The following is a 22,505-nucleotide window of genomic DNA, read 5'->3' on the forward strand; positions in this document are numbered from 1 at the left end:
GTAAATATAACTCGTCCCTTTCTTTAGGGACGAGTTTTTGTGTTCTTACAAATGAATTTAAAAAAGGAGGAAAAACAATGAACACTGTATCAAAAAAACATATTTTTTTCACGGGTCTTATGCTATTTTCTTTATTTTTTGGGGCAGGTAATTTAATTTTCCCTCCCATGCTTGGACAAAATGCAGGTGAAAACTTTTGGCCGGCAATGATTGGATTTTTACTAACAGGAGTCGGTTTACCATTATTAACTGTTATTGCAATTTCTTTATCAGGAAGCGGCATGCAACAACTCGCAAGTCATGTTCACCCATTATTCGGAATTTTCTTTACTGTAGTTGTATACATCGCAATCGGTCCTTCTATGGGAATTCCACGCGTTGCAAATGTCGCTTATGAAATGGGTGTTAGTTCTTTCTTACCAGAAACAATTCGTTCTAGTAACCTAGCACTATTTTTATACACAGTCGTCTTCTTCGCTATCGTATTTTGGCTTAGTTTAAATCCATCTAAACTTGTCGATCGCATCGGAAATATTTTAACACCTATTTTATTACTCTCTATTTTCTTACTATTTGTTAAAAGTGTATTTACACCACTCGGGCAATCAGGACCAGCGATGCAAGAGTATCAAACTTCTCCAATATTCAAAGGCTTTATGGAAGGATACTTAACGATGGATACCATTTCTGCGCTTGCATTTGGAATTATCGTTGTAAATGCCATTCGCTCTAAAGGTGTGAGTGATCGTAAATCCATTGCCATCGCAACAGCGAAAGCAGGACTTATTGCCGCTACTGGTCTCGTACTTGTATATGGTGCACTTGGCTGGCTCGGTGCAACTAGCGTCTCGCTCGGATATGCACAAAATGGCGGACAATTACTTACTGTTATCGTACAGCAATTATTCGGTCCATACGGTTTACTTCTATTATCTCTAATCGTTACACTCGCTTGTCTAACGACTTGTGTTGGACTTGTATCTGCGTGTAGTCAATATTTCTCAACATTATTGACTAAATTTTCATACAAAATGTTCGCGATTATTATTTGTGCGTTAGGATTATTAGTTGCCAACTTAGGTTTAACGAAAATTATTGCCATCTCTGTTCCAATTCTACTTGTTGTATATCCAGTTGCAATTGTACTCGTTCTACTATCGTTACTTCATAAATATTTCGGTGGATATCGCTCTGTTTATGTAGGTGCTTTAATTGGAGCAGCAATCGTAAGCGTATTTGACGGATTAAAACAAGGTGGCATTTCAGTTTCATTTATCACACCATATTTTGAATTTATCCCTTTATATAATGAAGGAATTGGCTGGCTAATACCAGCATTAGCCGGGGCTATTATCGGCCTTACAATCGCTAAGTTAAGCGGTGCGAAAAAAGTTCCCTTAATAACCGATTCCCGCGAAGTAAAAGCATCCTAAAAAACTCCCGAAAGGGAGTTTTTTACTTTTGATAAGCAGTATGATTAAAACTGCTTATTTTATATGCTTTCGTATAATATTCGATATTTGTATCCACTGTTTCTACTTTGACAACATCGTAGCAATCTTCTTGCTTTACTAAAAATAAATAGTACTCTTCTGTCGCCTCAACAATTGCAATTTTATCTGTTTCAACATTATATTGTTCACAAAGCGCTTGTAATGCGTTCACATAATCCCCTAATTTTTTAGACTTATCCATGCCAAATATCGTTTGAACTAACATACACTCTCTCCCCTTTGTATGTACTGTTAACAGTTTAATGATAACGCTTACATTTATTGACGTCAATAAAAAAATTTGGCGTAAACTAATAATCAGTGGGATAGCCCCCCACTGATTAAAGTTTCACTTTATCATTTCGTCAATTGATGTCTAAACGCATAAATAACCGCCTGTGTCCGGTCACTGACATTTAGCTTATTTAAAATATTACTCACATGTGTCTTTACTGTTTTGAGGGCAATAAACAATTCATCTGCAATCTCTTGATTACTTTTCCCCTCTGCAATTAATAACAAAATTTCAGACTCTCTTTCTGTTAACTCCTCGTGCAAAGGTTGTTCTTTCTTCTGACGCATACGAGACATCATTTTACCAGTAACTTTTGGCTCTAATACCGTTTCTCCATCATAAGTAGCTCGTACAGCGTCTGCTATATCACTTGCTCTTGATGTTTTTAATAAATAACTTGTCGCTCCAGCCTCAATAACAGGGTACAATTTCTCATCATCTAAAAAGCTCGTTACAACTACAATTTTCGCTTCTGGCCATTCCTGAATAATAGCACGTGTTGCTTCAACCCCATCCATCTCGTCCATGACAAGATCCATCAAAATAATATCTGGTCTTAATTGCAGTGCTAACTCTGAACCTTTTCTTCCATTTTCAGCTTCTCCAACTACTTCGATATCTGGCTGCGTTGATAAATATGCTGATACACCCATTCGAACCATTTCATGATCATCAACAAGTAACACTTTTATCATGATTCTCCCCCTCTCTCAATCATAATCGGTACTTTTACTTCTATTTGCGTCCCTTTAGCCGGGAAACTAAGTACTTTTAATGTCCCACCAATTTCATGAACACGCTCTTGCATTGATCTTAAACCATATGAACCAGCCTTATTCACTCCAACTTCAAATCCAACGCCATCATCAATAATTTTTAGAATTGCATATTGATCAATTTTCCGAAGACGTACTTCCGTTTTCTTCGCTTTCGCATGTCGTAAAGTATTGGATAAAGCTTCTTGCACAATACGAAATAAATGATCTTCTACACCTTTTTTCAATTCTATTGGCTCGATTAGCCATTCAATTTTCATATGTTGCTTTCGCGATAATTCCGTCAATAATTCCTCTATACCTTGTGTCAGTTTCTTACCTTCTAATTGTACAGGCCGTAAATGAAGAAGCAATGCTCTCATTTCTGATTGCGCATTTACAACCATATTTTCAACGAGCTGCAACTGCTTGTTTGTCGTTTCTGGAATTTCAGCTACTTGTTCATTAATAGCCGACATCATCATCGACATTGCAAAAAGCTGCTGACTTACAGAATCATGCAGCTCCCTCGCCAATCGATGCCTTTCTTGGGATATCGCTTCTTGTCTCATCTCTTCATTCCAATGAGCTCGTTCATTCGTTACTTTTTGAAAGAGTCCAGCTTGCTCCTCTAATCGACGAGCAAGACCGATTACTTTTCGTTCTACTTCATGAAATTCATCATCTGCAGTAAACGAAACATCGCTCGGAAAATTCCCTCGCTCCACTTCAAATAGAAAAGTATTTAATCCTTGTATACGCTGCTCTATATAGTAACCGATTGCATACCCTACAATTCCCCCGATAAGTAAACTTGTAGTCATAATAAACAAGCCAATTGGAACAGAAGCGATGGATTCCTTCCATAATAAATCATACACTTGTTGCTCGCTTTTCCATACATATACAATTGTACAAATGAGTGCGATACTAACAGAAGACAACATAGAATAACGAATATACATCCACGAAATATTTTTTTGTTTCTTCATTATACTTTCCTCACTTCCGTATCGCCTACGACAAGCGAAGAAATAATTTTAATACGACGAGGAGCTTCTTTATACTGCTCTGTTCTAAATGTAACATTACGATTAAATCCTGTCTCTTCATGTCCTGGCAGGAGCACACGTCCGACAATAACAGAATGATTTAAAGACAGCTCAATATCATATGGCACGTATAAACGAATATTACCAACGATACCTCGGATAACAATTACCGTTTCTCCTTCTGGAATCATAGCAGTTGTTAAATCTATTTCCACATCACAAGCACCATATTGAACATTAATATCCTCAAGTTCATAAATATGATCCATCATTCGCACATTACCTACAAACATGTTTTTTAAATATGGTTCTGTACGATAAATTTGCTTCTCTTCATCTATATATCCTTGTTCTTTAATTTCAACCTTCATTGCTTTTTTCTGATGTCCTTGTTGAATCAATTGATAACCAATTAAAGCTAAACAAGCAAAGACGACAAGAACAAATGCTGCTGATGAAAATAAGAAGAATAAAAATACGATACCACCAACAAATAAAAAGACATTTCCCCTTACATAACGATTTTTCTTACGATAATGCCTTCCAAACATAAGCATAATAAATGCAAAAATGAGACCACCTGGTTCAAAATGTCCAAGTATCATATCAAGAAAAAGACCGAATCCAAATATGATGAGGAGCATCCCCATTAATTGTGTTTTTGAAAATTGTTTCTTCATTTCAGCTCCCCCCTTCTTGTTACATATACATAGAAGAAAAGGCATTGCTTTCCAACACCTTTTCTCCTATCACTATATCATAAGCCTGTTTTATAATATACTACTATTATTTTGTTAACTCTTTCGTTAACGATACATCATTCTTCTCTTTCATTTCACGCTCAAGCTTTGCAATCTTCATATCAAATGTGTCACGTTCATGCTCCTCATTTATACGAGATTCTAAGTCGCGAATATGATCTTCAATTTCTTCAAAGCGTAAGAACGGATTATTTTCATCCATTTTATGCATCGCTGTATTCATACGACGATTTGCATGTGCCATATTTTCACGTGCCATTAATTCCATACGTTTTGCGTGCATTTCTTTTAATTTATTTTTCATCTCAGCAAGACGACGCTCTAACTCATCAATTTGATCTACAACACCTGCATACATTTCTTCTAATCGAGTTACTTGCCCTTCATAATACGCTACTTCTTGTAACGCACGCTCATGTAGTTGTAATTCGCCTGCTTCTTGAGCGACGATCGCTTGCTTTGATCTTTTATTAACGAAATAACGTGCTTGCTCAAGCTCACGAGCGAAATTAGATTTTAATGTTTTATGGCGCTCAATTAACTTCTCAATTTTTGTTATTTCACGCTCACTATCGCGTAAATATTGGTTTAACATCGTGATTGGATTTTTTCTTTCTTTCTCATCTAACACATTATGAAAATCTGCTAAAATTGCATCGCGTACACGTCCGAATAAAGATTGTTTCATTATAATCTTCCTCTCTTCTACTTTATCAATTTGATTTGGTTTTTATTAATTTTTTATTAGTTTTTCATTAACTTGTTCCACTCATCTTCAAAGTTGCTATATGGTTTAGAACTTTCTGTTGCAGAATCAACAACTACATTTTTTTCTTTTTTCCACTCACGGTATCCGTAGTATAAAACTACTAATGCTGCGATACCGATTAATGCTGGGGAATGAGAAAGGGCGATGGACAAGCCGATCAAACCAACAATACCCCAAGCTAACTTTCCAAAAAATGATTGTGCTCGCACAAATGATTTATAGCTCCAGTACACAACTCCTGCTCCAATTGCGAATCCTATAATACCAGCAAGACTGCCAAGAGCAATTAAAGCTAAAATACCAGCCGCGATAAACGCTAGAAATTGTTTCATCTTGTGCTTGCCTCCCTTCGATTTGATACTCTTATCTTAACTATTTTTTCACTTTTCCATAACGAGCTTAAGAACCGTTTTCGACTCAGACTTAAGACTGAGTTGCATTCAGCCTTTTGTAAAAATATGCGGTAGGATAGGATGATTCACTCTTTTATCGCAAAAAAAGCCGTACAGAGAACATTCTCTGTACGGCTTTCGTTATTATTCATAAACTTCATTTTAAATTATGCTGTTTTGTGATACTCTTTCTTTCCCGCTACTTTAGAAAACTTCGGGAAACCAATTAATATAGAAATAATTCCACATACTCCAACTAAAATCGGATAAAACGCATATGGTAACAATTCAATCGGAGATAACGCCGCAAATCCTGCTGCCGTTAACATTTGCGCACCATACGGAATTAATCCTTGCACACAGCATGAGAAAAGATCTAATACACTCGCTGATTTACGAGGATCAATTTCATATTGATCTGCAATGTTTTTCGCAAGCGGACCTGTAAAGATAATAGAAATCGTATTATTTGCTGTACACATATTCGTCATACTCACTAAGCCAGCGATACCGAACTCTGCTCCTTTTTTTGAACGAATGTTACGCGTTAAAATATTCATTAAATATTGAATGCCACCATTATATTGAATCAGTTCGACCATACCGCCAATTAAAATAGCAAGTAATACTAACTCCATCATACCGCCCATTCCAGCCGTTACACTTTTAAAGAAACTCTCTAATGTGTAACTCCCATCTAAAAGACCGATAACGCCAGATAGTACAGTTCCACCAGTTAACACAATAAGTACATTCCAACCAAGTAATGCTGTAATAAGTACTCCTGCATACGGTAAAATCTTTATCCAGTCAAAGCTATGCGCTTTAATCTGCGTGTCGCTTCCTAAAGTAACGATTACTAATAGTACAATTGTAATAATAGCTGCTGGTAATACAATTAAAAAGTTCGTTTTAAACTTATCTTTCATTTCCGTTCCTTGTGAACGTACAGCTGCGATTGTTGTATCTGAAATAAATGATAAATTATCACCAAACATCGCCCCGCCAACAACAGTAGCCATCGTAAGTGCAATTGAGATATCAGTTTGTCCACTAATACCTACAGCAATTGGTGCTAATGCAGCAATTGTTCCCATTGAAGTTCCCATTGCTAATGAAATAAATGCCCCTATAACAAAAATTCCAGCTACGATAAATCCTTGCGGTAAAATGGATAACGCTAAGTTAACTGTAGAATCAACGCCACCCATCCCTTTTGCCGTTTCAGAAAACGCTCCTGCCAGTACAAAAATTAAAACCATAATCATAATATCCGGGTTCCCTGCACCTTTAGCGAATCGTTCTACTTTTACATTAAAACTTTCTTTACGATTCATTGCTAAAGCGACTCCTACAGCAATTGAAATTGCTACAAGTATCGGCAATTTATAGAAATCACCTGTAATAATTCCAGAACCAATAAATAGCGCCAAAAATATCCCAAGTGGTAATAAAGCCAAACCATTTCCTCTCGTTTCTTTCAAAGTACCATCTCTCCCTAGTTTCAACCTTTTTCTAATGAATAACAAAAGACCTCTTCCAATGAGAAGAGGTCTTATACATCTATAAGGAACGCTCTTCTCATCTTTCAAGCACAATGCTTGCTGGATTTGGCACAGCACTCTGAAATCGAGTCCGCTGCCGAGGCATCGTAGGGCCAGTCCCTCCGCCTCTCTTTATAAGAAGGTTTCATATTTATTTTTTAATAATAATTTCTTCCCTAACTTTACTCGCTTACAAAACAAAAGTCAATTATTTTTTGTATAGATTTTTTTGGTAATTATACAAAAATTTGAATACAACAATCATTTTAACTTTTTGATTTCTTCTTCCAATATTGAAATCCAATAAAATTCGCTATTTTTTATTGCATCTATTATCCATTTCGTAGTGTACCAAGCTAACTCATACTCTTCTTTTGTAACATCGCCACTTTTATAAGCATCCTCTAGCTCATCTTCATCCAATATATACATTTTACCGTTCGGTAATAACACTACATCTAAATATAAATCATCAAAATACGGTAAACCACGTTCATCTATTTCATATTCTTTCGCCACATCGATATAATATTGCACTAATTTTTTCTGATCATCTAACATAGCTGTAATCGCAAAATTTTTCCCGTCTATGAAATATTGAATCCACGTATATTGATTCCCTGCGATACAAAGTTCTTTACCATTATATTCTTTACAACTAGGTTCTCTTACCTTTTTTATTTCTAATATTCCTAGCATTCCTTCTTCCACTTGCTTAACCACATAATCCTTCTCTATTAGTCGCTTCCACGAAGAACCGTCACCATATTTACGTTTCATTACGTCCGCTCCCCTTCTATATAGAAAAGCCCCCACATATTATGTGAGAGCTTGTTCAAATTATAATTAAGCTGCTTGACCTTTTTCAGAAATCTCTTTCAAATAAGCTTGTCCTTTTTCAGCGTCATACTGACCTTCCCACTTAGACATAACTACAGCTGCTAAAGAGTTACCTACAACGTTAACTGCTGTACGAGCCATATCTAAAATACGGTCAATACCAGCGATAAAGGCTAAACCTTCAGCTGGAATACCTACTGTACCAAGTGTCGCTAATAATACAACGAATGATACGCCCGGTACACCCGCAATACCTTTTGATGTAACCATTAATACGAGTAATAATGTAATTTGTTGTGTAATGGATAAATCAATACCGTACATTTGCGCTAAGAAAATAGCTGCAATTGCTTGATATAAAGTTGATCCATCTAAGTTAAATGAATAACCTGTCGGAATAACGAAAGATGTAATTGCCTTCGGACAACCGAACTTCTCCATTTTCTCCATGATTTTCGGTAAAACTGTTTCTGAACTTGCTGTAGAGTATGCTAAGATCAGTTCGTCTTTTAAAATCTTAAAGAATTGGAAAATGTTAATTCCAAATATTTTCGCTGTAAGTCCTAGTATGACTACAACGAAGAAAATCATCGCACCATATACAACTATGACTAATTTCCCTAATGGAATTAATGAAGATAAACCAAACGTCGAAACTGTTACACCAATTAATGCGAATACACCAAACGGTGCAAATTTCATAACTTGGTTAGTCACGTAAAACATCGCATCTGCTACACCTTGGAAAAATTGCAGAACCGGTCTTCCTCTTTCACCAATCGCCGCAACTCCTAAACCAAATAGTACAGAGAAGAAGATAATCGCAAGCATATCGCCCTCAACCAATGATTTCATAATATTCGTTGGAACGATATTCACAAATGTATCTGCAAACGAATGACTTTGTACTTGAGCTGTTGTTTCTGCATATTTAGAAATATCAGTCTTTGTTAATTGATCCATATTCACGCCTTTTCCTGGTTGGAAAATATTCGCTACCAGTAGACCAACAACAATTGCAATTGTTGTAATAATTTCAAAATAAAGAATTGTTTTCCCGCCTAATCGGCCTAGTTTTTTAACATCGCCAACACCAGCAACTCCAACAACAATACTTGCTACAACAATCGGCACAACGATCATTTTAATTAATCGGATAAAAATATCACCAATTGGTTTTAGGTACCCTACAACTGTGCTATCGCCATAAAAAATTGCCCCCACCGCGATACCTAGGGCAAGTCCAATTAAAATTTGCCATGCAAGTCCTATTCTTTTCATATTTGTTGTAACCCCCTCTTCGATGTGTCACTCTACCTCTCATTCTATATCTATAAAACTTGAAATTAAGAGTATTACATATTATTCGACAATTCACTACATTTTGTCCCTGTTAAAAATCATAAATCAAAAAATTAAATCTGACAACAAAATAACTTTTCCTGAACACAAATAATTTTCTTGACAAAAATAAAACCCATGTCAGAAAACCTAACATGAGAACGATTCCTCACTAGTATTTTAGTGGGTTTTCAACTTGATTTTCACTATATAAAATCACGATTGTTTCCCTTTATTTTACAGATAAAATCTAGAATACAGCTTTGTTGCACAAACTAAAAAAATAAAATCACCATTACAAATACTGTTGAAAAATGATAAATTCCGACAAAACTTAGCAACTTTATAAAATTTTCTTTACATTATGGTTACAACGATAGACACTCTTCTTCTTATGATATATAACATTCATAGGGAAAGGAGCCAGACAACCATGAAAAAGAAATTTGCAGCGTTTAGTGTTTTAGCAGCAGGAACACTTTTTGTTTCTCCGTTACTTTCACCCGTATACGCTGAAACGAATCAAGATAAATTATCTAATATTCAATCTGAATTAGAAGGAAAACAAAATGACTTACAAAATAAATCAGCTGAGAAAGAACAAATAGAAAAAGAAATTCAAGAATTACAAAAGAAAATTGATGACTTAACTACTTCTATTAATAAAAACGAAGCTGAATTAAACGATACAAAAAAAGAAATTAGTAAAACACAACAAATAATTACTGAAAAAAAGAAACATATAGAGCAATTACAAACAAACATAGATACGCGTCAGGAAGTTATTAAACAACGTTTACAATCTATGCAAGAAAAACCTCGTACAAACATCATTACAGAGGTATTAACAAATTCTACAAACATTGCTGATCTTGTTGATAATATGTACTCTGTAAGTTTAATTTTAAACAATGATACAGATATTGTGAAAAAACAAACAAATGACCAAAATGCTGTGGCGAAAGAAAAAGAGGCTGTTGAGAAAAAAGAGCAACAACTGAAAGAATCCGAGCAAAAATTAGAACAAAAACAGCAAGAATTACAAAATAACCAACAACAGCAGCAAACCTTTATTAGCGATCTACATACGAAAGTAGCAAAAGTAGATTCAGAGATTGAAGGATTAGAAGAATCTAAAGGCATTTTAGAAAATCAGCGTCAAGCTGTTCAAAAAGCAATTGAAGAAGAAAAACGTGCCGAAGAGGCTCGTAAAGCTGAAGAAGCTCGCAAGGCGGAAGAAGCTCGTAAACAAGCTACTACATCTGCTCAAACAGCTCAAGCAGCTCCAACACCACACGATACAAATATTGGTGGGTTTATTAAGCCAGCAGCTGGATCAAAAACTTCTGGGTTTGGCGTGCGCTCTATAGATAACCATAAAGGAATCGATATCGCAGCTTCAGGAACCGTTCCAATTATTGCCGCTGCTGATGGCGTTGTTATCCGCTCGGAATTATCATCTAGTTACGGAAACGTTGTGTACTTATCTCACCGTATAAACGGAAAAACATATACGACAGTATATGCTCATATGAGTAGCCGTTCTGTATCAAATGGACAAACCGTAAAACAAGGTACTCAACTTGGATTTATGGGTAATACTGGCCAATCATACGGACAACATTTACACTTCGAACTTCACCTTGGAGAATGGAATGTCGGCAAGACAAATGCAGTTGATCCATCTCCTTATATCGGATTATAGAAAAAAACTCGGTGCACACCGAGTTTTTTCTTTACTTTTCACACACTATAGGCATTCCACATAGACTACAACTAAATGCCTATATTTTACGAGGTGAATCATATGAATACACAATTACAACAGAAAATAGAAGAAGCTAGAGAAACTTACATTGGCCGGTTATTTACATTTGGCGGCTCAGCACTATTTTTAATCGGATCATTCATTGCAGTCGTCACAGCCTATAAAGCGTATAATCGTTTAGTGAATACACCTACAACATAATAAAAAGACGGAGAAATCTCCGTCTTTTTATTATGCAAACATTTTAAATACGCCTATCGCATTTAAGAATACAATAATTACCGTTACTGGAATAACATAACGAAGCAAGAAGAACCAAATATTAAATAATGTTTTCCCTTTCGTTTCCGTAACTTCTAATTCTTTCATTAACATTTCTTTACTCATTTTATTTGGTACGAATAGCGAAATGGCTAATACTCCGAGCGGCAGTAATACATTACTTACCGAAAAATCAACGAAATCAAAAAATGTCTTACCAAATATTTTCACATCACTCATAATTCCAAACGATAATGCTGACGGGATTCCAACTGCAAAAATAAGAATACCAATTAATAATGATGCTGACGGACGCTTTTTCTCATTATCTTTCGCAACAGATGCTACTACAATTTCAAGCATGGAAATCGCAGATGTTAAAGTTGCAAAGAAAAATAAAACTAAAAACATAATGAAGAAAAATTGTCCAAATGGTATTTTCGCAAATACTGCTGGAAGGACGATAAACAGTAGTCCTGGTCCTTCAGTCGGCTTAACGCCTAATGCGAAAATCGCCGGGAAAATTGCTAATCCTGCAAGTACTGTAATAAAAACAGTTAAACTTACAATAGATGTTGCTGATTTAGCTAAATGTTCTTCTTTCTTCAAGTACGAACTATACGTGACCATTACTGAGGCACCTACTGTTAGTGAGAAGAACGATTGTCCCATCGCGTATAAAATCGTATCTGCTGTCAGCTTTGAAAAATCTGGTTTTAAGAAGAACTCTACCCCAGCAAAAGCACCATCGAGTGTTAACGCACGAATAATGATTGCAATAAACAAAATAAATAATAGCGGCATCATATACTTACTTGCCTTTTCTATTCCCTTCTCTACACCTTTACTTACTACAAAAATAGTACAAAGCATAAAGATAAATTGCGCTCCAATCGCACTTACTGGATTTGAAATCGTTTCACCAAATAATTTTCCATAATCAACAACACCATTCCAAAAGCTTCCTGTAACACTATAGTATAAGTACAATAAAATCCATCCACCTACAACACTATAAAAAGAGAGTACACTAAAACAAGTTACAACTCCCATACGACCAATCCAAGGATATAATTTACTATTTGGTACTAGTACTTTATAAGCTGTAACTGCCTCTTTTTGGGTGCTACGTCCAATGACAAATTCCGCTATTAGAAGGGGCATACCTATAAATAAAGTTAATAGTAAAAATACAAGGAAGAATGCGCCTCCCCCACCATTACCTGCAACATACGGAAATTTCCATATGGCACCAAGACCTACTGCGGCTCCGGCTGCTGCGAGTACAAAGCCTATTTTCGACGTCCATTGCTGTGTTTGTTTCATCATAAATTCTCCTTTTCTGAATATTTAAACTTTTGTTAATTATACACTTTCATTTCATACTCGCACACCTCCTTTAGAAAATAAAAAAGTCCCCTACACGCAAATATGCATGTAGAGGACGATATATGTAATGTAAATACCGTGGTACCACCTCAATTGGATTGATAAATCCCACTTGTTCAAGTACAGGAAAATTCCGATACTCTATCCTTTTAACGGCGGAACCCGGGTTGCCTACTACAATGTTCAACATACCTCTCGCAAGCCCATTCTGTATATTTTATCGTACCGGGCTCACACCTTCTCCCAGCTCTCTGAACGTATCAAATATACATACTCTTCTTGCTCATCGATTTCATTTATTGAAGTTACTTGTGATTATAAATTATATTTTTATAGTTGTAAAGTACAATTTATTCATTATCCTATATGAACTCTTCTCTCTAATTCTTGTAAAAACAATTCTCTTTTTTGTTCATTTTGAACATATATCGACTTTAATACTTCTTGCAACAATATATTTCTCTCTCTTTTCTCTATTTGTAATTCTTTCACTTTTATTCTAACTTCGTATAAAAAATCAAGATACGATCCATACGCCTCATCATATTTATTTGCGATATCATCACGAATTTTTTTTGCCAGTTTCGGACTTGCTCCTCCAGTAGAAACAGCCACATTCAATAATCCACGATGAATCGCCGCCGGAAAATGAACATTGCCACTTTCCGGGTTCGTAATAACATTTACTAATTGATTCTCTGTGCTATCTTCAGCAATTTGTTCATTTAATAAGGCATCACTACTCGCTGCAACAACTAAAAAAGCACCTTGAATATCACTTTTTTCATACTCCCTTTGATACCAACGAATTTGCTTTTCTTCCACTAGTTTCACTAAATTCGCATTCAATTCAGGACTTATCACAACTATATCCGCACCTTGTTTTAGTAAAGGAATAATTTTGAATCCCGCGACTTTTCCTCCACCAATGACAACAACACGTTTCTTCTCAACTCGCACTGTAAGTGGATACATATTGATCTCCCTTCAATAATTTCTTCGTTTTCTGAATTAACATATATTGAAATGCTTCATTCTTTCCTAAATACGGACTTATTTTTATCTCATCCAACTCATATTGGCGCACTTCTTTTTCAATATGTTTCATAAGTAAACCTGTAAATAATAAGTAAGGCAGTACAACGATATTCTTTTCTTTTCGTTCAACAACTTCCTTTAACTTCTCCTCAAATTTCGGCTCGGCAGCCGCTAAATAACAAACCTCTACTTTTTTAATTTTCTCTTCATGTTGAAATAAAGAAGCAATCCAGTTTATATCTCTTAATACTTCAGGATCACTACTCCCTCTTGCAACGAGAAGTAGCGTCACTTCATTCTTATCTTCCTGTTCAATGCCACTTCCGCTATACACCGATTTCACAAGTGTTTCTGATACACCAAACGGGTTACCGTAGTTCACTTTAACATTCGAAAATTGATTATTTAACTTTTCCAATTCAAACGGTATATCTTTTTTCACATGACCTGCCGCTAATAAAAAAACTGGAATAACAATAATCTCTGTAGCACCACGCTTCACACATGTACGGAACCCTTCATCAATCGTTGGACTCGCTAACTCTAAAAAACAAACTTCTTGAATACTTGCCTCTACACGGTTCATGCATGACGTAATAAATGCAACCGCTTCTTCTTTAGCTGCTTTCAAACGACTTCCATGGCATATATATAAGATGGCTTTCATTTTATAACACTCCACTTACTTGATAGGTACTTTCTGTCTGTTTCTCAAACCAATGGATTTTTTCTCTAAAACGGACCACTTCTCCAATTACAATCATGCTCGGATTTTGAATTTGTTCTTTTTTTGCAACATCCACAATTGTTCCTAACGTCCCAACAACTGTGCGCTGCATTGATGTCGTTCCCCGTTCAATAATAGCAGCAGGTGTACTTTTGTCTTTTCCATGCTTCATCAGTTGTTCACTTATGTAGGGTAAATTGCTAACCCCCATATATACAGCTAAAGTCTCTACACCTTTCGCTAAATTTTCCCACTTCACTTCTTCTTCAGCACCTTCTTTCCTATGCCCTGTCACAATAGCAAAACTTGCACTTGCATCACGATGTGTCACTGGAATGCCAGCATAAGCAGGAGCAGCTATTCCAGCTGAAATACCAGGAACGATTTCAAATGGTACACCTTGCTTTGCTAGCGCTTCAGCTTCTTCTCCTCCTCTACCAAATACAAATGGATCGCCGCCCTTAAGTCTCGTTACAACTTTTCCCTTTTTCGCATATTTAATAAGAAACGTGTTAATCGTCTCTTGCTTCATCGTGTGATAATTTGGTAGTTTTCCGCAATAAATTAAATCTGCTTCAGGCTTTGCGTATGAAAGTAACTCTTTATTCACGAGACGGTCGTATAAAATAACGTCTGCCTTCTCAATACATTTCAACCCTTTCACAGTAATTAACTCTGGATCACCAGGACCTGCACCAACGATATAAACCTTCCCCATCATCTCTCCTCATTTCTACTATTAAAGTGAAACTTCCATCCTTATATACGAATGGAAGTTTTCATTATTTCTTATTACCTTTTCCCTACTCATGAATAACAAATGCTGCACCTTTTCGAATCTTCTTTTTTTCAAATAGGGAAATCTCCTTTACTTCTGGTAACGGTAAAAAATGCTTTTCAAGCTCTATCTCCGCGAGCTTAAATGCCTGTTCTTCACTTTGAGCAACAACAACAATCGGAACAATACTATTTACTAACACAGCTTCAAATCGATATAAGTCCATATTGTCCCTCCTAAGACGCTATTACTTCTTCTAACACGGTATTTAACGCTATTTGTAATGTCTCTATACCAACACGACCGACAAAATCATAAAACGTTTCAGCTGGTAATTTATTCTCTTTGAAATAACTTATAAATGATGCAAGTACTTCAGGTAGATCCTCGCCATCTATTTTCCCTTTTAACTTTTGATTGTAAGCACCGCCATCTAACAACGTTCCACCTACGTATATTTCAAATGCTTCAACAATTCCTTTTTCCTTCGTTTTCATTTTCACCCCTTGTAATCCAATGTCAGCAATTTGACGTTGCCCACATGAATTCGGGCATCCTACCATATGAATACGAACTGGAACATCGAGTGCAATTTGTGTATCTAAGTACTCTGCGATTTTGCGTAATCTTTCTTTCGTTTCTACTAAAGCAAGATTGCAATATTCAATACCGGTACAGGAAACCGCATGACCAATAAATGATTTCGGACTTGCTGATATCGCTTCAAACAACGGCTCATTTAGTAAACCTTTTACATTTTTCGGCAGAATATTCGGAATAATGAAGTTTTGCGAATTACATGTACGAATCTGTCCATTTCCATACTGCTTAGCAATTCTTGCAATCTCAAACATTTCTTCTGCATGTAGACGTCCTACCGGCACATTAAAACCTACATATTTTAGTCCATCTTGTTTTTGATCTTGAACACCATAAAAGTATCCCGCATTCCATCCTTTGAGAGCACTTTCTCCTTTACTTTGCAATGGTCCTATATACTCTATTAGTTTCTCTTTAAATTTCTCTGCTCCCCAGTCTGCAACTAGAAATTTCAAACGAGCTAAATGACGTTTTTCACGGTATCCAAAATCACGGAATATCGTAGCAATCGCAATCGCTACCGTCTTCACTTCTTCTGGTAAAACGAATACATCTAATTCATCAGCTAAATATGGACGAGCTGATAATCCACCACCTACTTTTATATGAAAACCAACTTTTTTCTCACCATCTATTTCTTTCGTAGCAGGTGTAAATGCAACACAGTTAATCTCTGCGTTTGCTGAGTTATAAATGTTAGAACTAATAGACATTTTAAATTTACGTGGTAAGTTAGAAAACTCTTCATTATGTTGGAAATAGTCATATACCTCTTTCACAATACCAGTTGTATCAAACAGTTCATTTGCATCAATACCAGCAAGTGGATTCCCTGTAATATTACGCGTTATATCACCACAAGCCCCAGCTGAAGATAACCCAACTCTTGCTAATCTTTTAAAAACATCTGGAATTTGATGAATTTCTAACCAATGAAACTGAATCGCCTGTCTTGTCGTAATATCTATTACGTCACGCCCATAATCCTCAGCGATAGAAGCAAGCACTTCTGCCTGTGCATTCGTAATAATCCCTGAAGGAATATTTACACGCATCATAAAATATCCAGCTTCTTTCGGTCTTTGTAAATATAACCCTGCCCATTTGAATGCGTCCCACTCTTCTTTTGGAATAGATTCGAAGCCATTTTCTGCATAGTAAGGAATATCATTAAAGATTTCCAATCCATCTTTTTTTAATTTATTTTTCTCAGTCTGATTTAATTTTTCATTGTTAGCCCATACTTTTTCATAACTCATTTTTTATCCCCCTATATAAAGTGAAACTTTAATCAGTGGGGAGTGTTCATCCCCCACTGATTATTAGTTGAACCAATCGGGCATTAATGGGCAGTTCATCTCCCACCTAACTTCTTTGCCCTAGCCAAATTTTGAGATGGGAGTTCTACTTCCCGGCAAATAGCGGGGTAAAACTACGCTCTTGTAAGTACTTCACGATTTGTTCTGCACATTCTTCAATAGAATACTTGTGCGTTTCTACAATTAACTCTGCTTTCTCTGGCTCCTCATACGGTGAATCAACACCAGTAAACTCTTTAATATCACCCTGTCTTGCCTTTTTGTATAACCCTTTTGGATCACGTTTTTCACACTCTTCAATTGGACATTTTACAAACACTTCTATAAACTCATCTGCTGCTAATAGATCTCTTACTTGTTTTCGGTCTACTCGAAACGGTGAAATAAACGCTGTAAGAACAACAGTACCTTGATCTACAAATAGCTTCGCCACTTCACCAATCCGTCTTATGTTTTCCATACGATCACTTTCAGAAAAACCTAAGTCTTTATTTAAACCGTGGCGTACATTATCTCCATCTAGTACATAGTTTCCAATATTCTTTTCAAATAGTTTACGAGCAACCGCGTTCGCCACCGTAGATTTACCTGAAGCTGATAGACCAGTAAACCAAACTACAAAACTATGATGCCCATTTCTTACTCTTCTCTCATCTTTTGAAACAGATGCTGTATGCCAAGTAATATTCGTATCCATGTCATTCTCTCCCTATTCTGTTACTACTTCTTTTTTCAAACCTTTAATTAGCACTTCCACTACTTCTTTACGACTAAATGTACTCGGCGGAACCTCACCGTTTCTTAATAGTTCTCTTACTTTCGTACCTGATAAAATGACATGATCCTCTTTTCCATGTGGGCATGTTTTCGTCGAAGCCATCGCTTCACATTTCGTGCAGTAAAAGCTATGTTCAAAAAATAACGGTGTAATCCCTAACTCTTCCACTGTAAAGTTTGTAAAAATTTCTTGTGCTTCATAAGTCCCGTAATAATCTCCTACTCCTGCATGATCGCGCCCTACGATAAAGTGGGTGCATCCAAAATTCTTTCTGACTAATGCATGGAATATCGCTTCCCTCGGTCCTGCGTAACGCATTGCTGCAGGAAATACACCTAAAAAGACACGATCTTTCGGATAATAGTTTTGAAGTAATACTTCATAGCTTTCCATCCTTACATCAGCAGGAATATCGTCCGACTTCGTTTCCCCAACGAGTGGATTTAAAAAGAGACCATCTACAATTTCAAGGGCAGATTTTTGAATGTATTCATGGGCACGATGTACCGGATTTCTCGTTTGAAATCCAACCACTGTTTTCCAACCACGTTTTTTAAATTCTTCTCTCGTTTCAATTGGATCTAAATGATAAGAAGGAAACGGATTATTTTCAAAGCGTTTTGTAAGAATAATGGCTCCCCCGACATAAACGTTCGGTCGTTCATATAATTTTTTCACTCCTGGATGAGCCTCATCCGTCGTTTTATACACAAGTAACGCTTCTTTTTCCTTGTCAGGTACAAAAATATCTTCTATTTGAATGACACCATATACATTTTCAGCATTAACAAGTTTTACTTCCTCTCCAGCTTTCAGACTCTCTGCTACTTCTTCTGTTACTGGTAATGTAATCGGTATACTCCATACGCTCCCGTTTGCTAAGCGAAGCGTTTCTACGACCGAATCATAATCTTTCTTTCCTAAAAAACCAGTAAGTGGGCTATATGCCCCTGTCGCTAATAGCTCTAAATCACTTAACGCAATGTTGTCTAGTTCAATTTCTTTTTCGATTTGTGATACGTCGTATGTCTCGTCTATACGATTTATTAATTCGTTTCTTGTACTCATTTTCTATTTCCTCTCTTAGCTTTATTTTCAAACTCATCTTATTGGTAATGAAGACCACATTCTGTTTTCACTTTCCCAGACCACCTACCATCTCTCGAATCGCCACCCTCACCTACAGGTAACGTACATTTCTCACACCCAATACTTGGATATCCAACATCATGTAGCGGGTTATACGGCAAGCTATGTTTGTATACATATCGCCACACTTCTTTCCACGTCCAATGAATAAGTGGACAAACTTTAATAGATTGAAAGCGATGATCTTGATTTATAAACTTTGTATGCTTACGCGTTTCTGATTGTTCCCTCCTTAAGCCCGATATCCACGCTTTTTCCGCTGCTAATGATTTTTCTAACGGTAAAATTTTTCTAATTTTACAACAAAGGTTCGGATTATTTTCCCATAATTTCTCACCATGCAACTTCGCTTGTTCATCAAGCGTAAGTTCCGGCTGTTTTTCTATAATATTTAATAAAGGAAATCGTTTCCGCACTTTTTGAATTAATTCATACGTTTCTTGAAAATGAACATTCGTATCTAAAAATACAACTTTAGCAGATGGATTTACTTGGTTTATAAGATGCAGCAATACCATCCCTTCCACTCCGAAGCTACATGCGTATACAATTTCACTTTTATATTCTTTATAAGCCCAACTTAATACTGATAGCGCGCCTTTCGTTTCATCTTCTTCTGAAAATGAAACATTATTTTCTTCCCACGTTTCATACGTCAACATGTTCTTTCCCCCTGTAAAAGCAAAAAGACGGTTTTAACCTAATATAATAGGTTAAAACCGCCTCTAGTTTTTCTAGTCAGCGCTTTTTACTTTAAACGTACCTTTTCACTTTTCTCTAATTGAATGACTTTCCCATCTTGCACAACAATTGTAATTGAACCATATTTCATATCAGCAAGCATCGCTTGAATTTTCTCAGATACTTCCTCAAAATGTTCCCGTACACTCACGCGAACAGCCCCCCTTTTTATTCATAAAAAAAATCTTTCCCATTTCGAAAAGACTGTTCGGTAATATATTTTACCTTATCTTTCAAAATGGATTCCATTTTGCTGGATTTAGCACCTTGCTTTCTATAAGCAGGTTGCCGAGCTTCTTCGGGCCAGTTCCCTCCGCTTCTCTTGATAAGCTTTGTATTTGTATTTTATCACAATTCTGATTTTTTTCAATCCTAGTTTTCCGATATATTTTAATTATTTTATAAAAAAGGAATTGCCCATCCGAACAACTCCTTTTCTCTATTTAAACAAGTTCTTTAATACGTATGCGATCGTTCCCAATAATATTTTCATATGTTTCACGTTCTACAACAATTTGTGATGTGCCGCCTTTCGCGAAGACGACAGCTGGTCTACGAATCCGATTATAATTATTCGCCATCGAGTACCCGTATGCCCCTGTACAAGAAATTGCTAGTAAATCGGCAGAAGCAACTTTCGGTAGAGCAATATCCCAAATTAACATATCTCCACTCTCACAGCACTTCCCAGCAATCGAAACAAGTTCCTCATTCTCATCATTCCCTCGATTCGCTAACATCGCTTCATAACGAGCGTTATATAAAGCAGGTCTTAAATTATCAGTCATCCCACCATCCACTGATACATATTTCCGAATACCAGGAATGTCTTTCACAGATCCGACTGTATAAATTGTCGTTCCAGCATCCCCTACAATACTACGGCCTGGTTCAACCCATATTTCTGGCAGGGGATAATTACATACTGTAAATTGTTCCCTCACAGCACTTGTTACAGCTCGCACATATGTCTCAAGAGTTAATGGTGTATCTGACTCTGTGTAGCGTATTCCGAATCCTCCGCCTACATTTAGCACTTTTACTACATAGTTTGTTCGCTCTCTCACTTGTTCTAAAAATTGACGAAGAACTTCAATCGCTCGCACAAAGCCGGCCGTTTCAAATATTTGTGATCCGATATGTGAATGAATTCCTAACACATTGTAATTTGATTTTTGTAAAGCAATCTCAATCACTTGCATCGCTTGACCATTTGACACGCCAAATCCAAATTTCGAATCATCTTGGCCTGTTGTAATATATTCATGTGTGTGCGCCTCTACTCCGGGCGTTACACGAATTAATATGTTCACAAATTTCCCATGTTGCACTGCTAAATCATGCAAAATTTCTAATTCCAAGAAATTATCTACGACAAAACAACCAATATTCGCCTGAAGAGCCATCACAATTTCTTCTTCTGTTTTATTATTGCCGTGAAAATGAATGCGTGATGCCGGAAATCCTGCTTGCAGCGCAGTATATAATTCTCCTCCAGAAACAACATCTAATGACATATTCTCTTCACGAGCTACTCGGCACATCTCCATGCACAAGAACGCCTTGCTTGCATATGCTACTTGATAAGAGAAACCACTTTCTTTAAACGCACGATGAAACGCGCGACACTTTCCTCGAATTGACTCTTCATCGTATACATAAAGTGGTGTTCCGTATTGTTTTGCTAGCTGCGTCGTATCGCACCCTCCAATTTCTAAGTGTCCTTGCCCATTGATTCGGCTTGTGCCGTGTAAATACATTTGAATTCCTCCCTTATTTCCTCTAAAACTCATAACCCCAATCTTCTATTCATTGCAGCACGCTTTTAGATAGACAAAAAACGCGCGGAACAATGTTCACACGCGTTTCTTATTAGGAAAAATATATATTGAAAAAATAAACGAGTTGTTATCTCCTCAAAATAAGAAACCGCATCAACATCTCCAAATAGCTCTCCATAAAATAAATATTATGACAGTACTACATTTATTCAATGCAGTCCCAATATATGAATAAGATGGTTATTCGTATATTTCGGCAATAGTCCCTTTCAACCTATGATCACAGATTCCATTAAATCTCCCATAGCTTACTCTTTCCTATCGCGGCCTCTACCTTTGAGAGTAGATGAGGTAAGTCTATTTAATTTTCAAACATCTAATTGTTGCTATTAACAATACCAAAGGACCATTTTATTTGTCAAACAATTTTTTATATTGTTTTTTTACAGTTTAATTTCGTATCATTTGGTAAGCGCTTTACTGAAATCTTTGACACTTCCCATTCCCCTTCTTCATTATTAAATGTAATCGTTACCTTCTCAAATGGTGGAGCAATTTTCCCAGCAACTCGTTCATACTTCGTTACTTCAATACTTGCTTGAAATAAATATGTACCGCTATACACTTTTTTTAAACTAATAATTTTAGGACATTGATAAGGCTTCAAGCTCCCATATTGTTTTTCAATTGCTTTATTTATTTTCGGAAATAAAACAGAATAAAGGGCATCTTCCATAAGAGGTGCATCATATTGGGCTACCGACACACTCGGTGAAGCAAAAAGTATAACACTACTGCATACTATAAAATATAATAATTTTCGCATTATAACCTCCGTATTATTACACGATTCTTTCTGCGCACGATAATTATCATACATAGAAACTCCGTTTTATTGTCTCCCACTGCCCTTTTTCTACTCAATTATTATAAA

24 protein-coding genes, 3 riboswitches and 2 other annotated features (1 of these 29 cut by a window edge) are annotated in these 22,505 nt (G+C 36.3%); of the genes, 3 read left to right on the top strand and 21 right to left on the bottom strand.

Translation table 11 applies throughout. The features are described from left to right. Positions 1 to 22: a binding site (T-box leader), on the top strand; it begins 237 nt to the left of the window's first position. A gap of 55 nt (positions 23 to 77) precedes the next feature. Next, positions 78 to 1,433, top strand: a complete 1,356-nt coding sequence (brnQ, locus tag QEP67_RS20625) for a branched-chain amino acid transport system II carrier protein (protein WP_001099180.1) — start codon at positions 78 to 80, stop codon at positions 1,431 to 1,433. Positions 1,434 to 1,455: 22 nt separating this feature from the next. Here brnQ and QEP67_RS20630 read toward each other — a convergent pair whose 3' ends face one another. From QEP67_RS20630 to gltP, 9 genes are all read right to left on the bottom strand, one after another. Next, entirely contained in the window at positions 1,456 to 1,752 is a 297-nt protein-coding gene (locus QEP67_RS20630; RefSeq protein WP_116329309.1) for a DUF3922 domain-containing protein, read from the bottom strand. Between the two features lie 98 nt (positions 1,753 to 1,850). Next, positions 1,851 to 2,483 (bottom strand): response regulator transcription factor, encoded by a 633-nt coding sequence (locus QEP67_RS20635; RefSeq protein WP_000598709.1) that lies wholly within the window; start codon positions 2,481 to 2,483, stop codon positions 1,851 to 1,853. Further along, positions 2,480 to 3,535, bottom strand: a complete 1,056-nt coding sequence (locus tag QEP67_RS20640; RefSeq protein WP_000744323.1) for a sensor histidine kinase — start codon at positions 3,533 to 3,535, stop codon at positions 2,480 to 2,482. The genes QEP67_RS20635 and QEP67_RS20640 overlap by 4 nt, the downstream gene beginning before the upstream one ends. Continuing rightward, positions 3,535 to 4,275, bottom strand: a complete 741-nt coding sequence (gene liaF / locus QEP67_RS20645) for a cell wall-active antibiotics response protein LiaF (protein WP_353706393.1) — start codon at positions 4,273 to 4,275, stop codon at positions 3,535 to 3,537. Before liaF ends, QEP67_RS20640 begins: the two co-directional genes overlap by 1 nt. A gap of 106 nt (positions 4,276 to 4,381) precedes the next feature. Further along, on the bottom strand, positions 4,382 to 5,044 hold the full coding sequence (locus QEP67_RS20650; protein WP_353706394.1) for a PspA/IM30 family protein: 663 nt from the start codon (positions 5,042 to 5,044) through the stop codon (positions 4,382 to 4,384). A gap of 56 nt (positions 5,045 to 5,100) precedes the next feature. Then, entirely contained in the window at positions 5,101 to 5,457 is a 357-nt protein-coding gene (locus QEP67_RS20655) for a hypothetical protein (RefSeq protein ID WP_000808635.1), read from the bottom strand. A gap of 227 nt (positions 5,458 to 5,684) precedes the next feature. Continuing rightward, positions 5,685 to 7,001, bottom strand: coding sequence for a Na+/H+ antiporter NhaC family protein (locus tag QEP67_RS20660; protein ID WP_000665482.1), 1,317 nt, complete (start codon positions 6,999 to 7,001; stop codon positions 5,685 to 5,687). A gap of 94 nt (positions 7,002 to 7,095) precedes the next feature. Next, a riboswitch (SAM riboswitch) is annotated at positions 7,096 to 7,202 on the bottom strand. Between the two features lie 120 nt (positions 7,203 to 7,322). Beyond that, on the bottom strand, positions 7,323 to 7,841 hold the full coding sequence (locus QEP67_RS20665) for a DUF402 domain-containing protein (RefSeq protein ID WP_353706395.1): 519 nt from the start codon (positions 7,839 to 7,841) through the stop codon (positions 7,323 to 7,325). A gap of 66 nt (positions 7,842 to 7,907) precedes the next feature. Beyond that, on the bottom strand, positions 7,908 to 9,182 hold the full coding sequence (gene gltP, locus QEP67_RS20670; protein WP_000821144.1) for a glutamate/aspartate:proton symporter GltP: 1,275 nt from the start codon (positions 9,180 to 9,182) through the stop codon (positions 7,908 to 7,910). A 493-nt stretch (positions 9,183 to 9,675) separates the two neighbouring features. Between gltP and QEP67_RS20675 the strand changes: the two genes are divergently transcribed. Then, positions 9,676 to 10,947, top strand: a complete 1,272-nt coding sequence (locus QEP67_RS20675) for a M23 family metallopeptidase (protein ID WP_000726103.1) — start codon at positions 9,676 to 9,678, stop codon at positions 10,945 to 10,947. A gap of 102 nt (positions 10,948 to 11,049) precedes the next feature. Then, on the top strand, positions 11,050 to 11,211 hold the full coding sequence (locus tag QEP67_RS20680; protein ID WP_001096004.1) for a hypothetical protein: 162 nt from the start codon (positions 11,050 to 11,052) through the stop codon (positions 11,209 to 11,211). 30 nt (positions 11,212 to 11,241) lie between these two features. Here the strand turns inward: QEP67_RS20680 and QEP67_RS20685 are convergent, their stop codons facing one another. The 12 genes from QEP67_RS20685 to QEP67_RS20740 form a co-directional block, all read right to left on the bottom strand. Next, a complete protein-coding gene (locus tag QEP67_RS20685) occupies positions 11,242 to 12,597 on the bottom strand; it encodes a sodium-dependent transporter (RefSeq protein ID WP_000815082.1) in 1,356 nt (451 codons plus the stop codon). 111 nt (positions 12,598 to 12,708) lie between these two features. Continuing rightward, positions 12,709 to 12,956, bottom strand: a binding site (T-box leader). A gap of 61 nt (positions 12,957 to 13,017) precedes the next feature. After that, positions 13,018 to 13,635 carry an NAD(P)-binding protein gene (locus tag QEP67_RS20690; protein WP_353706396.1) on the bottom strand — a complete coding sequence of 206 codons (618 nt, stop codon included), beginning with the start codon at positions 13,633 to 13,635 and terminating at the stop codon, positions 13,018 to 13,020. Further along, positions 13,610 to 14,365, bottom strand: a complete 756-nt coding sequence (locus QEP67_RS20695; RefSeq protein ID WP_074651075.1) for a sirohydrochlorin chelatase — start codon at positions 14,363 to 14,365, stop codon at positions 13,610 to 13,612. The genes QEP67_RS20690 and QEP67_RS20695 overlap by 26 nt, the downstream gene beginning before the upstream one ends. Before the next feature lies 1 nt (position 14,366). Further along, complete coding sequence (gene cobA, locus QEP67_RS20700) at positions 14,367 to 15,143, bottom strand: uroporphyrinogen-III C-methyltransferase (RefSeq protein WP_000521292.1); 777 nt, start codon at positions 15,141 to 15,143, stop codon at positions 14,367 to 14,369. An 85-nt stretch (positions 15,144 to 15,228) separates the two neighbouring features. After that, on the bottom strand, positions 15,229 to 15,429 hold the full coding sequence (locus tag QEP67_RS20705; protein ID WP_000366913.1) for a DUF3906 family protein: 201 nt from the start codon (positions 15,427 to 15,429) through the stop codon (positions 15,229 to 15,231). A gap of 10 nt (positions 15,430 to 15,439) precedes the next feature. Beyond that, complete coding sequence (locus tag QEP67_RS20710; RefSeq protein ID WP_353706397.1) at positions 15,440 to 17,062, bottom strand: nitrite/sulfite reductase; 1,623 nt, start codon at positions 17,060 to 17,062, stop codon at positions 15,440 to 15,442. A gap of 145 nt (positions 17,063 to 17,207) precedes the next feature. Then, complete coding sequence (cysC, locus tag QEP67_RS20715) at positions 17,208 to 17,819, bottom strand: adenylyl-sulfate kinase (RefSeq protein ID WP_000380518.1); 612 nt, start codon at positions 17,817 to 17,819, stop codon at positions 17,208 to 17,210. Positions 17,820 to 17,831: 12 nt separating this feature from the next. Next, positions 17,832 to 18,968, bottom strand: a complete 1,137-nt coding sequence (gene sat / locus QEP67_RS20720; protein ID WP_046955252.1) for a sulfate adenylyltransferase — start codon at positions 18,966 to 18,968, stop codon at positions 17,832 to 17,834. A gap of 38 nt (positions 18,969 to 19,006) precedes the next feature. Further along, complete coding sequence (locus QEP67_RS20725; RefSeq protein ID WP_048566773.1) at positions 19,007 to 19,711, bottom strand: phosphoadenylyl-sulfate reductase; 705 nt, start codon at positions 19,709 to 19,711, stop codon at positions 19,007 to 19,009. Positions 19,712 to 19,797: 86 nt separating this feature from the next. Then, positions 19,798 to 19,941 (bottom strand): YezD family protein, encoded by a 144-nt coding sequence (locus tag QEP67_RS20730; RefSeq protein WP_000116163.1) that lies wholly within the window; start codon positions 19,939 to 19,941, stop codon positions 19,798 to 19,800. 72 nt (positions 19,942 to 20,013) lie between these two features. Then, positions 20,014 to 20,122, bottom strand: a riboswitch (SAM riboswitch). Positions 20,123 to 20,233: 111 nt separating this feature from the next. Beyond that, positions 20,234 to 21,550 carry a diaminopimelate decarboxylase gene (gene lysA, locus QEP67_RS20735; RefSeq protein ID WP_353706398.1) on the bottom strand — a complete coding sequence of 439 codons (1,317 nt, stop codon included), beginning with the start codon at positions 21,548 to 21,550 and terminating at the stop codon, positions 20,234 to 20,236. 180 nt (positions 21,551 to 21,730) lie between these two features. Then, positions 21,731 to 21,912: riboswitch (Lysine riboswitch) on the bottom strand. 89 nt (positions 21,913 to 22,001) lie between these two features. Continuing rightward, the gene (locus QEP67_RS20740; RefSeq protein ID WP_001228833.1) at positions 22,002 to 22,397 is read right to left on the bottom strand and encodes a DUF3888 domain-containing protein; all 396 of its coding nucleotides are present in this window, start codon (positions 22,395 to 22,397) and stop codon (positions 22,002 to 22,004) included. Positions 22,398 to 22,505: the final 108 nt, after the last annotated feature.

Origin of the sequence: Bacillus cereus group sp. MS39 (assembly GCF_040448665.1) — a bacterium.
Classification (GTDB): Bacteria; Bacillota; Bacilli; order Bacillales; family Bacillaceae_G; genus Bacillus_A; species Bacillus_A wiedmannii.